Here is a 12625-nt window from a genome sequence, read left to right as displayed (position 1 = left end):
GAAAATCCGGTGCTAATGCATTTATTTCTATCCTTTAATTCAGCGTTTTTTATTGACCTGGTGCGGATAATGGGTTGATATCTACCCAAAAATCAAACGTTAAGGATGACGTTATGGCTGTATTGCCACAAATGCCGAGTGGAGGCACAAGGTAAATTGATAGCAATATGCGTGAAGCTAGCACGCATGGCGCAGGGCGGAATATGGCGCTACCGCAAACCTATTACTGGTTCTATCAACAGGTCAAAAATCGTGGCCCGTGGGATTACAAACAGCAACGCCGTGACCTGGCTAATTTTGGTAATTTTAATTATGGGGCCACCGGGTTTGCAGCAGGGATACCAGAAGCAACCTTGTATATGGGCGCGGGTTTTGCACAAAGCCGGGCGGGAACGTCGAAGCCGCAATGGGGAACATGGTACGGTGAGTTACCTTATGGGGATGACCCTCATGACCAGTTTTGGATTAAACAGGGAATAGATTATGCCAAACAGCACGGTTATTAAGTGGCTGCACAGAGCGCTAACTGCCGCGCTGCTGGTTTTTGTAGGGTTTCAGTATTTTGCAAACCAGCCACCGGATGATGACCTTTACTCACAACAACAAATTACACCCGAGATCTATTTGTACGTTACAAAGTACAAAGGCGGGGGTGCGACGGTTTCAGATGTTTATCGCTATTACCTGGACACAAAATTGCAGGATAATCTGTTGGAGCACCTGAAGAAACGCTCACCCTTTATGGTAGCTGACACTGGCGACGCCAAAATCTCTGGCTACGGCTCTCACGTCAATGTAAACCTCAGCGGGCGTGTTTATTCGTTTACGAATTCAGATCTCTTTTACGCAGGTAATGTGGCCATCATGCCCATTATCAGCCTTAACGCAACCGGCACGCGTTAAGGTTCCTTTTGCTACCCACAAATTACACCTATCCTCATGCGCACAGCTGCGCGCATGAGGGCTTTTAATGAGCTTTGGTTTAATTGAGCGTGTAATCCAGCGTGATTTCCGCGTTCAGCAACTGGGAAACCGGGCAGCCGGCTTTCGCTTTCTGAATAACGCCATCGAACTGCTGAGGGTCAATGCCAGGGACAGTAACCTTGCTCTGCAGTGCGACCTTCGTAATGGCGAAACCGCCCTCTTTTTTATCCAGTGACACGTCGGCGGTGGTATCAATGGAATCGGCGGTGTAGCCTGCTTCACCCAGCATCAGCGACAGTGCCATCGAAAAACAGGCTGCGTGTGCGGCACCAATCAGTTCTTCCGGGTTGGTCCCTTTTTCGCCTTCAAAACGGGTGTTGAAGCCGTAAGGCTGTTGATTGAGAACGCCGCTCTCGGTAGAAACAGTTCCTTTTCCGCGTTTAATATCGCCAGACCAGTGTGCTGAACCGTGCTTATGAATTGTCATTCTTGCTCTCCTTTTGGCTTACAAAGGGTTAAGTATAGACCAGAGATCTGACGCGTCCTGGAACACAGAGTATTCTGGTTGGCGCTGATGCGATACATCACTTCGAACCATCAAAAGGGAAAGGCCTATGATGCTAAACACCAGGCTTGTCGTGGCACTGACCACGCTCGCCGTGACGCTCCCCCTCTTTGCCAGCACGCCGGAGAATTTTATCTATACCAGCTCGGGCGACCTTGATGCCGCCGCCGCGTTTATCGCCCGTCGTGATATCGGTGGCGCGCAGATTGTTTATAACTGGCGTGCACTGGAGCCTGAGAAAGACAGATATGACTTCTCACCCATAGAGCGAGACCTGGCGCGCCTGAAGGCCAGCGATAAAAAGCTGTTTATTCAAATTCAGGATCGCTTCTTCGAAAAAGATGCCCGGTATGTCCCTGATTATCTGATGGCAGACACGAAGTACAGCGGCGGTATTTCTCCGCAGTTTGACAACCCTGGTGAAGGGAAACCAACAGGTTCAGGCTGGGTAGCCCGGCAGTGGGATCCTGCCGTGCGTGAACGGTATCAGGCCTTACTGGCAGCCCTGGCGAAGCGTTTTGATGGCCAGGTTTATGGTGTGAACTTACCGGAAACCGCGATTGACCTTGATGAGAAAAAGCCGCCGACAGGATTTTCGTGCGACAACTATTTTGCCGGAGAAATGGAAAACCTCGCCTTTGCGCGAAAGGTTTTCACGCAATCCCATGTCGTACAATATGTGAACTTCTGGCCGTGTGAATGGAACAATGACCATAATTACATGGGGCGGCTGTTTGAATACGCCAGTGCCCATAATATCGGGCTTGGCGGACCGGATATTGTTCCCAACCGCAAGGCGCAAATGAAAAACGCCTATGTAGATTCAATTGGTCAACGCAACAGTTATGTGAAAACATGGGGTTGCGGAGGTTTTTTGAATGAGACGAACATTTACAGCAGAGGAAAAAGCCTCTGTTTTTGAACTATGGAAGAACGGAACAGGCTTCAGTGAAATAGCGAATATCCTGGGTTCAAAACCCGGAACGATCTTCACTATGTTAAGGGATACTGGCGGCATAAAACCCCATGAGCGTAAGCGGGCTGTAGCTCACCTGACACTGTCTGAGCGCGAGGAGATACGAGCTGGTTTGTCAGCCAAAATGAGCATTCGTGCGATAGCTACTGCGCTGAATCGCAGTCCTTCGACGATCTCACGTGAAGTTCAGCGTAATCGGGGCAGACGCTATTACAAAGCTGTTGATGCTAATAACCGAGCCAACAGAATGGCGAAAAGGCCAAAACCGTGCTTACTGGATCAAAATTTACCATTGCGAAAGCTTGTTCTGGAAAAGCTGGAGATGAAATGGTCTCCAGAGCAAATATCAGGATGGTTAAGGCGAACAAAACCACGTCAAAAAACGCTGCGAATATCACCTGAGACAATTTATAAAACGCTGTACTTTCGTAGCCGTGAAGCGCTACACCACCTGAATATACAGCATCTGCGACGGTCGCATAGCCTTCGCCATGGCAGGCGTCATACCCGCAAAGGCGAAAGAGGTACGATTAACATAGTGAACGGAACACCAATTCACGAACGTTCCCGAAATATCGATAACAGACGCTCTCTGGGGCATTGGGAGGGCGATTTAGTCTCAGGTACAAAAAACTCTCATATAGCCACACTTGTAGACCGAAAATCACGTTATACGATCATCCTTAGACTCAGGGGCAAAGATTCTGTCTCAGTAAATCAGGCTCTTACCGACAAATTCCTGAGTTTACCGTCAGAACTCAGAAAATCACTGACATGGGACAGAGGAATGGAACTGGCCAGACATCTAGAATTTACTGTCAGCACCGGCGTTAAAGTTTACTTCTGCGATCCTCAGAGTCCTTGGCAGCGGGGAACAAATGAGAACACAAATGGGCTAATTCGGCAGTACTTTCCTAAAAAGACATGTCTTGCCCAATATACTCAACATGAACTAGATCTGGTTGCTGCTCAGCTAAACAACAGACCGAGAAAGACACTGAAGTTCAAAACACCGAAAGAGATAATTGAAAGGGGTGTTGCATTGACAGATTGAATCTACATATCCGTTCTTTAACCAGTATAAAAACAAACTGCCGCTGGTCGCCATGGCCGTTCAGGAGCCCACGCTCACCTACCGAAACCCGGCTACCGGCAAGCCCTTCACCAAAGATGAATTTGTTCAGTTCGCAGAAGCGTATCTCGCCGCAGATATTATTTTCTGGAGCACGACGTCGCCCTGGCTGACGACGAAATAAGCCACAGGCTCACTGCGCGGGCATCAGTTCAGATGCCCTGCAATTTCATCAAGAAAGACGCGCAGGGCCGCAGGCTGATATTCCCGCGACTGGTAAATCCCGTGAATGGCGAGCGGCTTAGGGACTAAGTCTGTTAGGGAAGGTGCGAACAAGTTCCTGATATGAGATCATCATATTCATCCGGAGCGCATCCCAGAGGGACATCATGAGCCATCAACTCACCTTCGCCGATAGTGAATTCAGCACTAAGCGCCGTCAGACCCGAAAAGAGATTTTCCTCTCCCGCATGGAGCAGATTCTGCCATGGCAGAATATGACCGCTGTCATCGAGCCGTTTTATCCCAAGGCGGGCAATGGCCGACGGCCCTATCCGCTGGAGACCATGCTGCGTATTCACTGCATGCAGCATTGGTACAACCTGAGCGACGGTGCCATGGAAGATGCCCTGTACGAAATCGCCTCCATGCGCCTGTTTGCCCGATTATCCCTGGATAGCGCCCTGCCGGATCGCACCACCATCATGAATTTCCGCCACCTGCTCGAGCAGCATCAACTGGCCCGTCAATTGTTCAAGACCATCAATCGCTGGCTGGCCGAAGCAGGCGTCATGATGACCCAAGGCACTTTGGTGGATGCCACCATCATTGAGGCACCCAGCTCTACCAAGAACAAAGAGCAGCAACGCGATCCGGAGATGCATCAGACCAAGAAAGGCAATCAGTGGCACTTTGGCATGAAGGCCCACATTGGTGTCGATGCCAAGAGTGGCCTGACCCACAGCCTGGTCACCACCGCGGCCAACGAGCATGACCTCAATCAGCTGGGTAATCTGCTTCATGGAGAGGAGCAATTTGTCTCAGCCGATGCCGGCTACCAAGGAGCGCCACAGCGCGAGGAGCTGGCCGAGGTGGATGTGGACTGGCTGATCGCCGAGCGTCCCGGCAAGGTAAAAACCTTGAAGCAGCATCCGCGCAAGAACAAAACGGCCATCAACATCGAATACATGAAAGCCAGCATCCGTGCCAGGGTGGAGCACCCGTTTCGCATCATCAAGCGGCAGTTCGGCTTCGTGAAAGCCAGATACAAGGGGCTGCTGAAAAACGATAACCAACTGGCGATGTTATTCACCCTGGCCAACCTGTTTCGGGTGGACCAAATGATACGTCAGTGGGAGAGATCTCAGTAAAAACCGGAAATAACGCCAGAAATGGTGGAAAAAATAGCCTAAATAGGCTGATTCGATGTGTTTGCGGGAAAAAAATCGGCCCAGATCCGCGAAATTTTAATCAACGAGTCAGCTTGGGAAGACATGACCTGCTTATTCGCACCTTCCTTAGCACCGGGACCAGCAGCCCTTGCTCGAGCGCCCCTTGCGCTTCGTGCTCGGGCAGCATTGCAATACCGCAATGTTTAACCGCCGCGTCCATCAACAACGACGAGATGCTGGCGCTAAGATTGCCGCTCACCGCGACGCTCACGCTTTCGCCTTCCAGCGTCACAAAATGCCACGACTGACCCGCAAAGAAGCTGTAATGCAGACAATTGTGCTGCGCCAAATCCTCAGGCGTCACGGGCGTGCCGTGCTGCGCAAGATAGTCCGGCGAGGCGCAAAGCACCGAACGGCACTCGCCCAGCCTGCGGGCAATCATCCCCGGCTCCGGGTTATCGGTAATTCGCACGGCTACGTCAATACGCTCGCCCACCAGACTCACGGGATGGTTATTCACATCCAGTTCAATTCTGAGCTGCGGATAACGCGCCAGCAGCCCGGGCAGTACCGGCGCAATCATGTGCATGGCGGTAAAGTGCGCGCAGGCTACCCGTAAGGTGCCGGAAGGTAAATCTTTCTCCGACTGGCCTTCAATCTCCTGCGACAGTTGCGAAAGGGTACGCGTTTTCTGCAGTACCTTTTCCCCTGCTGCGGTCAGCGTCAGCTTACGCGTTGAGCGGTTCACCAGGCGGGTCCCCGCCCACTTCTCCATCTGCTCAAGATAACGGCTTACCATGGGCCGGGAAATGCCCAGCGCACGGGCTGCGGCACTCAAACTTCCCAGCTCGCAAATCCGGTTATAGACCTGTGCGGCAATAACGCGATCCATATAACGCTCCATTTGCTCGATTTATGAAACTAAGCATGTCTTGTTTCAGGAATTCTGGCAAATGTAGAGTTCGGTACAATAGGGTCTTTCCTGATAAAAAGAGACATGATGATGAAGCTCACTCGCCTTGCACTGCTATGCACCCTCTTCATGCCGGCGGTCTTTGCCGCACCGTTGACCATTGATACCTGGAACCCGCAGGAGAAAGGCATTTTTGCGGTCTCGTCGACGCTGGTGTCCGGCACGAAAGAGGCCGTCCTGTTTGACGCGCAGTTCAGCGTGAAAGACGGTGAAGCACTGGTGGAGAAAATTCGCCGCAGCGGTAAAACCCTGAACAAGATTGTGATCACCTCCGGCGATCCGGACTTCTACTTTGGTCTGCAACCGCTGGTTAAAGCATTCCCGAATGCGAAAGTCGTGGCGACTCAGCAGGTGGTTGACCATATCAAGGCCACCAAAGATGCCAAGCTGGCCTTCTGGGGCCCACAGATGAAAGACGGCGCGCCAACAACGCTGATCGTTCCCCAGGTGCTGACCTCCACCACGTTTATGGTTGATGGTGAGAAAATCGATATTGAACAGCCAGACAGCTACGCGGCCTATGTCTGGATCCCGTCAGCGAAGACGATTCTTGGCGGCACGGGCGTTTCATGGGGCATCCATCTGTGGACGGCCGATACCCAGACCCGGGCGCGTCGCCAGCAGTGGCAGGACACGCTGGAAAACATGGCGGCGCACAAACCTGAGCGCGTGATCCCGGGTCACTATCTGGGGACGCCACCGTCAGGTACCGGCGCTATCGATTTTACCCGTGAATATCTGCAGCGGTTCGAGCAGACGCTGGCTAATCACAAAGATTCTGCTGGCGTCATTAGCGCCATGAAAAAAGCGTATCCGGGCCTGGCCGAAGAGAGCTCGCTGGAATTAAGTGCGAAAGTGAATACCGGCGAAATGAAATGGTAAATTAATCTCTGCTCCTGCTATTTTCTCGGATAGCAGGAGCAGCATCAAAATTTCCCCCCTCGTCCCCTGTTATTATTCCTCCATTTCTAAAAGTGTCTAAAAGCATGCACTTATGTCATTTTTATTTCTAAGATGAATCTTAGACACAGTAAGGGAAATATTTGCCATTCTGTTTGTGAATTACATTTTTTGCGAGCCGTACCATTACACAGACAACGACACGGAGGCAGCATGTTTACTTATTACCCGGCAAATACTGCAGCAGCACAACCTGAACTCGTTAACGCAATCGCACAAGGTCTTCACGCCGAACACGGTGCTGTGACTGAAGATGACATTTTGATGGAACTGACCAAATGGGTGGAATCTACAGACAATGACATCCTCAGTGACATCTACCAACAGACCATTAACTACGTGGTCAGTGGACAGAATGCCTCTTTGTAAAAACCTGCTAAGCTGGATCTGCAACCTAAGGGGTTACATTTCGTTTGCGTAAGCAAACTTGTCCTTAAAACTATCAACAGGATTGAGGAGTAAAGATGAAATCGAACCGTCAGGCACGCCATATTCTGGGACTGAACTACAAGCTTTCTAACCAACGTAAAGTGGTGATTGAGGGCGACAGTGAAACGCAAGTCACCCATGCCACCGGCAGAAAACGCCACGCTGGCAAGTAAGTTCCAGTAAGAGATCCTGAACACCATCGGCAAAACCGATGGTGTTTTTGTTTATGTGTTGCGGTAATTAACATTTAGCTCCTTTATAATACCGCCTGACCGCACCCCACCGCACAGGCCAGAAAGATGACAAACAGCAGTGTCAGGGACGGATCTTCAAAAAAAGAGTGAGTGACATGGACAACAAACTGAAAAAACATCGTTCCTTATATATCCCTTATGCCGGTCCGGTTTTACTGGAATTCCCCCTGCTCAACAAAGGCAGCGCCTTCAGCATGGAAGAGCGCAGCAGCTTCAACCTGCTTGGTCTGCTGCCCGAAGTGGTGGAAACCATTGAAGAACAGGCTGAACGTGCGTGGATCCAGTATCAGGGTTTCAAGACTGAAATCGACAAGCACATCTACCTGCGTAACATTCAGGACACCAATGAAACCCTCTTCTATCGCCTGGTTCAGAACCACCTCGAAGAGATGATGCCGGTGATCTACACCCCAACGGTGGGTGCGGCGTGTGAACGTTTCTCTGAGATCTACCGTCGTTCCCGCGGCGTATTCATCTCTTATCAGAACCGCCACAATATGGACGATATTCTGCAGAACGTGCCGAACCACAATATCAAGGTCATTGTTGTGACCGACGGGGAACGTATTCTCGGCCTCGGGGATCAGGGCATTGGCGGAATGGGGATCCCTATCGGTAAGCTCTCCCTGTACACCGCCTGTGGGGGTATCAGCCCGGCGTACACCCTGCCGGTAGTGCTGGATGTGGGTACCAACAACCAGCAGCTGCTCAACGATCCGCTGTACATGGGCTGGCGTCATCCGCGCATTACCGACGATGAGTATTATCAGTTTGTTGATGATTTTATCCAGGCCGTTAAGGCACGCTGGCCGAACGTGCTGCTGCAGTTTGAAGACTTTGCGCAGAAGAACGCCATGCCGCTGCTGAATCGCTACCGCGATGACATCTGCTCATTCAACGACGACATTCAGGGCACCGCCGCCGTGACCGTTGGGACGCTGATCGCCGCCAGCCGTGCGGCAGGCAGCCAGTTGAGCTACCAGAAAATCGTCTTCCTGGGCGCAGGCTCTGCGGGCTGCGGTATTGCCGAGCAGATTATTGCTCAGACGCAGCGCGAGGGCTTGAGTGAAGAACTGGCCCGTTCCCGTGTCTATATGGTTGACCGTTTCGGCCTGCTGACCGACGGTATGCCTAACCTCCTGCCGTTCCAGACCCGACTGGTTCAGAAACGTGAGAACCTGAAAAACTGGGATACCGACAACGAGGTGCTCTCCCTGCTGGACGTGGTGCGCAACGTGAAGCCGGACATTCTTATCGGCGTTTCCGGGCAAACCGGTCTCTTCACCGAAGAGATTATTCGCGAAATGCACAAACACTGTGAACGCCCTATCGTGATGCCGCTCTCTAACCCGACTTCCCGTGTAGAAGCAACGCCGCAGGACATCATCGCCTGGACCGAAGGTAACGCACTGGTGGCAACCGGCAGTCCGTTCGACCCGGTGGTGTGGAAGGATAAAACCTATCCGATCGCGCAGTGCAACAACTCCTACATCTTCCCGGGGATTGGTCTGGGGGTTATCGCGTCCGGTGCGTCACGCATTACCGATGAAATGCTGATGTCAGCCAGCGAAACCCTGGCGAAACACTCACCGCTGGTGAATAACGGTGAAGGCCTGGTGTTGCCAGAGCTGAAAGACATTCATAAGGTGTCCCGCGCGATCGCTTTCGCAGTAGGAAAAATGGCACAGCAGCAAGGCGTGGCGGTGAAAACCTCCGCCGATGCGCTGCAGCAGGCCATTGACGACAACTTCTGGATGCCGGAATACCGCAGCTATCGCAGAACGTCTATCTAAAGAACAGGCCGGGTCAGGCAATCATGCCTCCCGGCCTGCCATTCTGCCCGCGCTTGCCGGGCCGTAAAATCCCCGTTACACTGTCTTCATCCATTAACCTACTGAATATATAAGGAGGCCAATTATGCTGTACTGTGAAATTTTCAATGTTTCACATACATTTGGTGATCGCACCAGCTCAAGCGTTATCGGTATCGTGCTGCGATAACTTCTGCTTGAGCGAAGACACCAACCCCTGAAATCCCTTCTCTCGGGCTTACTGAGTTATCGTCAGCGATGTTTGACGAGGCATAAACATGCCTGTAACTCTTGGGTAAGCAACAATGAGCACTTTACTCACTGCACAATCTCTACGTGTTGATACGGCGTTTGGTACGCTCTTCGACTCTCTCTCCTTTACGCTGAAAAAAGGCGATCGCATCGGTCTGCTGGGCGACAACGGCTGCGGTAAAAGCACGCTGCTGAAGGTGCTGGACGGTACGGACACGCCTGCCGCCGGAACGGTCGCGCTGGCCGGGCACTGCATCATGGCGCGCGTAGAACAACATCTGCCGGACGGGATTTATCCCCTGAGCATGCTGGATGCCGTGCTGGCACAACTGCCTGCGGCTGAACGCGAGAGCCTTCGCTGGAAAGCGGAAACGCTGCTGGCGAGTATGGGCTTTACGCCGCAGGACTGGACATTAACCTCGGCAACGTTGAGCGGCGGGCAACATACGCGTCTGCTGCTGGCGCGGGCTTTGATTAATGCGCCGGACCTGCTGCTGCTGGATGAACCGAGTAACCACCTCGATTTACCCACCATGCTCTGGCTGGAGCAATTTTTACAGGCCTGGTCAGGCAGCTTTGTGCTGGTTTCACATGACAGGCAGCTGCTGGATGCCGTGACCAACGGCAGCTGGATCCTGCGCGATAAGATGCTGCATTACTTTGCCCTTCCCTGCACCGCCGCACGCAAAGCGCTGGATGCGAAAGACGAAAGTGATGCGCAGCGCCACAAGGCAGAACAAAAGGAGATCGACCGCGTCGCGGCCAGCGCAAAAAGACTGGCGACCTGGGGCAAAGTCTACGACAACGAAGACCTGGCCCGCAAAGCGAAACAGATGGAAAAGCAGGTTGAACGGCTGAAAGAGAGCCAGACGGAGGTCACGGCGGGAAGTCAGTGGACATTAACCCTGCGCGGCGACGCGCTACGGGCCGATCGTCTGCTGGAGCTGGAAAACCTCGCGGTGCCGCCGGCGCCCGGGCTGCCTGCGCTGTTTAGCATTGACATCGCGCGTCTCAAAAGCGGCGATCGCGTGGCCATCGTTGGACGTAACGGCTGCGGTAAATCATCCCTGATGAAGCTGATCTGGCGGCATTTTCGCGGCGAGCAGGCTGACGATGGGCTGAAACTCCATCCACGCGTATCGCCTGGCTATTATGACCAGACGCTGAACCAGCTCCCGGACGATGCATCGCTGTTTGACGCACTGGAGCCGTTTGCACCCGATCCGCAGAATCGCAAGATGGCCCTGATCGGTGCCGGCTTTGCGTGGCCACGTCACGGTCAGAAAGTCAGTACGCTCAGCGGTGGAGAACGCTCTCGCCTGCTGTTTGTTGGCCTGACGTTAGCGCGCTATAGCCTGCTGATGCTGGATGAACCGACCAATCATCTGGACATGGAAGGTAAAGAGGCGCTGACGGAAACCCTGCAGCAATTTGAAGGTGGCGTGCTGCTGGTCAGCCATGACCGTCAATTAATCAGCCAAAGCTGCAACCGTTTCTGGCTGATTGAGGACGGCAGGCTGAGTGAATGGCATGACGCCGAAGCGGTCTTTGAACGGCTGCGTGAAAGTGCAGGCCTGATAACATCGCCGTGTTCACCGAAACAACAGCACGATCGCCCTTCGCAGTTTGACGACCTGCTTGAATGGCTGATCGCGCTGGAGACATTGCTGGAGGAAGACCTGGCCCGCAAACCGAAGCACCAGAAGCCGCAGTTGCAGGCGCAATGGCGCCAGGAGATTGAGGCGATAGAAGCAAAACTGTAAGTCCGCGCCCGGCGAGCGTCTCGCCGGGCCGCTCTCCCCCTGAACGCCCCCCTGATTATTAGAGGATCGCTGTATTCTTAATCCGAAATCGAATCAAAAGATGACATTATGTTGCTGCCACCTTGCATTAACGCGCCTAAGTATTAATCCTTAAGAAGTAGTACACCTGCTATGCAGAATCTCATCATGAACAAGGAGAAACATATGAAGGCTGCTGTTGTCACTCAGGATCATCAGGTCAATGTCACCGAAAAATCATTACGCCCGCTTAAGCATGGAGAAGCCCTGCTGAAGATGGAATGCTGCGGCGTATGTCATACCGATCTGCACGTGAAGAACGGTGATTTCGGCGATAAGACCGGGGTGATCCTGGGTCACGAAGGAATAGGGATCGTTAAAGAGATTGGCCCAGGCGTCAACTCGCTGAAAATTGGCGACCGTGCGAGCGTGGCATGGTTTTTTGAAGGCTGTGGACACTGCGAATACTGTAATACCGGCAACGAAACCCTGTGCCGGGATGTGAAAAACGCGGGTTATTCCGTTGACGGTGGGATGGCTGAAGAGTGCATCGTGACAGCCGATTATGCGGTAAAAGTGCCGGACGGTCTGGAGTCCGCAGCGGCGAGCAGCATCACTTGCGCGGGGGTCACCACCTACAAAGCGGTAAAAGTGTCCCACATTAAGCCGGGCCAGTGGATTGCGATTTACGGTCTTGGTGGTCTGGGTAACCTTGCGCTGCAGTACGCTAAAAACGTGTTCAACGCCAAGGTCATCGCCATTGATGTGAACGATGAACAGCTGAAACTGGCCGCCAGCATGGGGGCAGATTTAACCATTAACTCTCGCAGCGAAGATGCAGCGAAAATTGTTCAGGAGAAAACCGGAGGCGCACATGCTGCGGTGGTAACTGCCGTGGCAAAAGCAGCCTTCAACTCAGCGGTGGATGCCGTGCGTGCCGGTGGCCGCGTGGTCGCCGTGGGCCTGCCGCCGGAAGCGATGAGCCTGGATATTCCACGCCTGGTTCTGGACGGCATTCAGGTCGTCGGTTCGCTGGTGGGAACCCGTCAGGACCTGATGGAGGCATTCCAGTTTGCGGCAGAGGGCAAAGTGGTGCCAAAAGTGACAATGCGTCCGCTGGAAGATATCAATGCCATCTTTAAAGAGATGGAGCAGGGTCAAATCCGCGGTCGTATGGTGATTGATTTACGCTCTTAATCGCCGGTTGCCGGGGGGCGGTTTTGCCTTACCCGGCATT

General features: G+C 52.8%; 13 protein-coding genes and 2 pseudogenes. 12 read left to right on the top strand and 3 right to left on the bottom strand.

Features of this window, described 5'->3' with window-relative positions; translation table 11 throughout:
- Nucleotides 1–203: 203 nt before the first annotated feature.
- Both HV157_RS01300 and HV157_RS01295 read left to right on the top strand, forming a co-directional pair.
- Nucleotides 204–506 carry a polymorphic toxin type 44 domain-containing protein gene (locus HV157_RS01300; RefSeq protein ID WP_223862526.1) on the top strand — a complete coding sequence of 101 codons (303 nt, stop codon included), beginning with the start codon at nucleotides 204–206 and terminating at the stop codon, nucleotides 504–506.
- A complete protein-coding gene (locus tag HV157_RS01295; protein WP_182268604.1) occupies nucleotides 484–903 on the top strand; it encodes a hypothetical protein in 420 nt (139 codons plus the stop codon). Before HV157_RS01300 ends, HV157_RS01295 begins: the two co-directional genes overlap by 23 nt.
- 79 nt (nucleotides 904–982) lie before the next feature.
- Here HV157_RS01295 and HV157_RS01290 read toward each other — a convergent pair whose 3' ends face one another.
- Nucleotides 983–1411 (bottom strand): OsmC family protein, encoded by a 429-nt coding sequence (locus HV157_RS01290; protein WP_014170171.1) that lies wholly within the window; start codon nucleotides 1409–1411, stop codon nucleotides 983–985.
- Between the two features lie 127 nt (nucleotides 1412–1538).
- Between HV157_RS01290 and HV157_RS01285 the strand changes: the two genes are divergently transcribed.
- The 3 genes and pseudogenes from HV157_RS01285 to HV157_RS01275 form a co-directional block, all read left to right on the top strand.
- Nucleotides 1539–2411, top strand: coding sequence for a hypothetical protein (locus HV157_RS01285; protein ID WP_249420786.1), 873 nt, complete (start codon nucleotides 1539–1541; stop codon nucleotides 2409–2411).
- Entirely contained in the window at nucleotides 2368–3519 is a 1152-nt protein-coding gene (locus HV157_RS01280; protein WP_001254932.1) for an IS30-like element IS30 family transposase, read from the top strand. Before HV157_RS01285 ends, HV157_RS01280 begins: the two co-directional genes overlap by 44 nt.
- Nucleotides 3512–3721, top strand: a pseudogene (locus tag HV157_RS01275) (hypothetical protein); the annotation flags it as partial. The gene HV157_RS01280 and the pseudogene HV157_RS01275, both read left to right, overlap by 8 nt.
- Before the next feature lie 23 nt (nucleotides 3722–3744).
- On the opposite strand, the pseudogene HV157_RS26160 reads toward HV157_RS01275, so the two are convergent.
- Nucleotides 3745–3864, bottom strand: a pseudogene (locus HV157_RS26160) (LysR family transcriptional regulator); the annotation flags it as partial.
- 62 nt (nucleotides 3865–3926) lie between these two features.
- Between HV157_RS26160 and HV157_RS01270 the strand changes: the two are divergent.
- Nucleotides 3927–4907, top strand: coding sequence for an IS5-like element ISKpn26 family transposase (locus tag HV157_RS01270; protein WP_000019445.1), 981 nt, complete (start codon nucleotides 3927–3929; stop codon nucleotides 4905–4907).
- 100 nt (nucleotides 4908–5007) lie between these two features.
- Here the strand turns inward: HV157_RS01270 and HV157_RS01265 are convergent, their stop codons facing one another.
- Nucleotides 5008–5820 (bottom strand): LysR family transcriptional regulator, encoded by an 813-nt coding sequence (locus HV157_RS01265; protein ID WP_249420787.1) that lies wholly within the window; start codon nucleotides 5818–5820, stop codon nucleotides 5008–5010.
- Nucleotides 5821–5931: 111 nt separating this feature from the next.
- Between HV157_RS01265 and HV157_RS01260 the strand changes: the two genes are divergently transcribed.
- From HV157_RS01260 to adhP, 6 genes are all read left to right on the top strand, one after another.
- Nucleotides 5932–6783: a Vmh family MBL fold metallo-hydrolase gene (locus tag HV157_RS01260; RefSeq protein ID WP_182268669.1), complete on the top strand. Its 852-nt coding sequence runs from the start codon at nucleotides 5932–5934 to the stop codon at nucleotides 6781–6783.
- Between the two features lie 231 nt (nucleotides 6784–7014).
- Nucleotides 7015–7230, top strand: a complete 216-nt coding sequence (gene bdm, locus HV157_RS01255; protein WP_020884080.1) for a biofilm-dependent modulation protein — start codon at nucleotides 7015–7017, stop codon at nucleotides 7228–7230.
- Nucleotides 7231–7325: 95 nt separating this feature from the next.
- A complete protein-coding gene (sra, locus tag HV157_RS01250) occupies nucleotides 7326–7463 on the top strand; it encodes a stationary-phase-induced ribosome-associated protein (RefSeq protein ID WP_013096533.1) in 138 nt (45 codons plus the stop codon).
- A gap of 176 nt (nucleotides 7464–7639) precedes the next feature.
- Nucleotides 7640–9337, top strand: a complete 1698-nt coding sequence (locus HV157_RS01245) for an NAD-dependent malic enzyme (protein ID WP_020884079.1) — start codon at nucleotides 7640–7642, stop codon at nucleotides 9335–9337.
- A 323-nt stretch (nucleotides 9338–9660) separates the two neighbouring features.
- Nucleotides 9661–11370: an ABC-F family ATP-binding cassette domain-containing protein gene (locus tag HV157_RS01240; protein ID WP_182268605.1), complete on the top strand. Its 1710-nt coding sequence runs from the start codon at nucleotides 9661–9663 to the stop codon at nucleotides 11368–11370.
- A 204-nt stretch (nucleotides 11371–11574) separates the two neighbouring features.
- The gene (adhP, locus tag HV157_RS01235; RefSeq protein ID WP_025204137.1) at nucleotides 11575–12585 is read left to right on the top strand and encodes an alcohol dehydrogenase AdhP; all 1011 of its coding nucleotides are present in this window, start codon (nucleotides 11575–11577) and stop codon (nucleotides 12583–12585) included.
- The last annotated feature ends 40 nt before the right edge of the window (nucleotides 12586–12625 follow it).

Source organism: Enterobacter sp. RHBSTW-00318 (assembly GCF_014101375.1).
GTDB classification, from domain to species: domain Bacteria; phylum Pseudomonadota; class Gammaproteobacteria; order Enterobacterales; family Enterobacteriaceae; genus Enterobacter; species Enterobacter ludwigii.
This window is presented reverse-complemented; position numbering and strand designations above follow the sequence as displayed.

Excerpts from the sequence above, each read along its gene's own strand:
- HV157_RS01285 (WP_249420786.1), top strand. The coding sequence starts at position 1,539 with ATGATGCTAAACACCAGGCTTGTCGTGGCACTGACCACGCTCGCCGTG.
- HV157_RS01270 (WP_000019445.1), top strand. The coding sequence starts at position 3,927 with ATGAGCCATCAACTCACCTTCGCCGATAGTGAATTCAGCACTAAGCGC.
- HV157_RS01290 (WP_014170171.1), bottom strand. The coding sequence starts at position 1,411 with ATGACAATTCATAAGCACGGTTCAGCACACTGGTCTGGCGATATTAAA.
- HV157_RS01300 (WP_223862526.1), top strand. The coding sequence starts at position 204 with ATGGCGCTACCGCAAACCTATTACTGGTTCTATCAACAGGTCAAAAAT.
- HV157_RS01245 (WP_020884079.1), top strand. The coding sequence starts at position 7,640 with ATGGACAACAAACTGAAAAAACATCGTTCCTTATATATCCCTTATGCC.
- HV157_RS01265 (WP_249420787.1), bottom strand. The coding sequence starts at position 5,820 with ATGGATCGCGTTATTGCCGCACAGGTCTATAACCGGATTTGCGAGCTG.
- sra (WP_013096533.1), top strand. The coding sequence starts at position 7,326 with ATGAAATCGAACCGTCAGGCACGCCATATTCTGGGACTGAACTACAAG.
- HV157_RS01295 (WP_182268604.1), top strand. The coding sequence starts at position 484 with ATGCCAAACAGCACGGTTATTAAGTGGCTGCACAGAGCGCTAACTGCC.
- HV157_RS01260 (WP_182268669.1), top strand. The coding sequence starts at position 5,932 with ATGAAGCTCACTCGCCTTGCACTGCTATGCACCCTCTTCATGCCGGCG.
- HV157_RS01280 (WP_001254932.1), top strand. The coding sequence starts at position 2,368 with ATGAGACGAACATTTACAGCAGAGGAAAAAGCCTCTGTTTTTGAACTA.
- bdm (WP_020884080.1), top strand. The coding sequence starts at position 7,015 with ATGTTTACTTATTACCCGGCAAATACTGCAGCAGCACAACCTGAACTC.
- HV157_RS01240 (WP_182268605.1), top strand. The coding sequence starts at position 9,661 with ATGAGCACTTTACTCACTGCACAATCTCTACGTGTTGATACGGCGTTT.
- adhP (WP_025204137.1), top strand. The coding sequence starts at position 11,575 with ATGAAGGCTGCTGTTGTCACTCAGGATCATCAGGTCAATGTCACCGAA.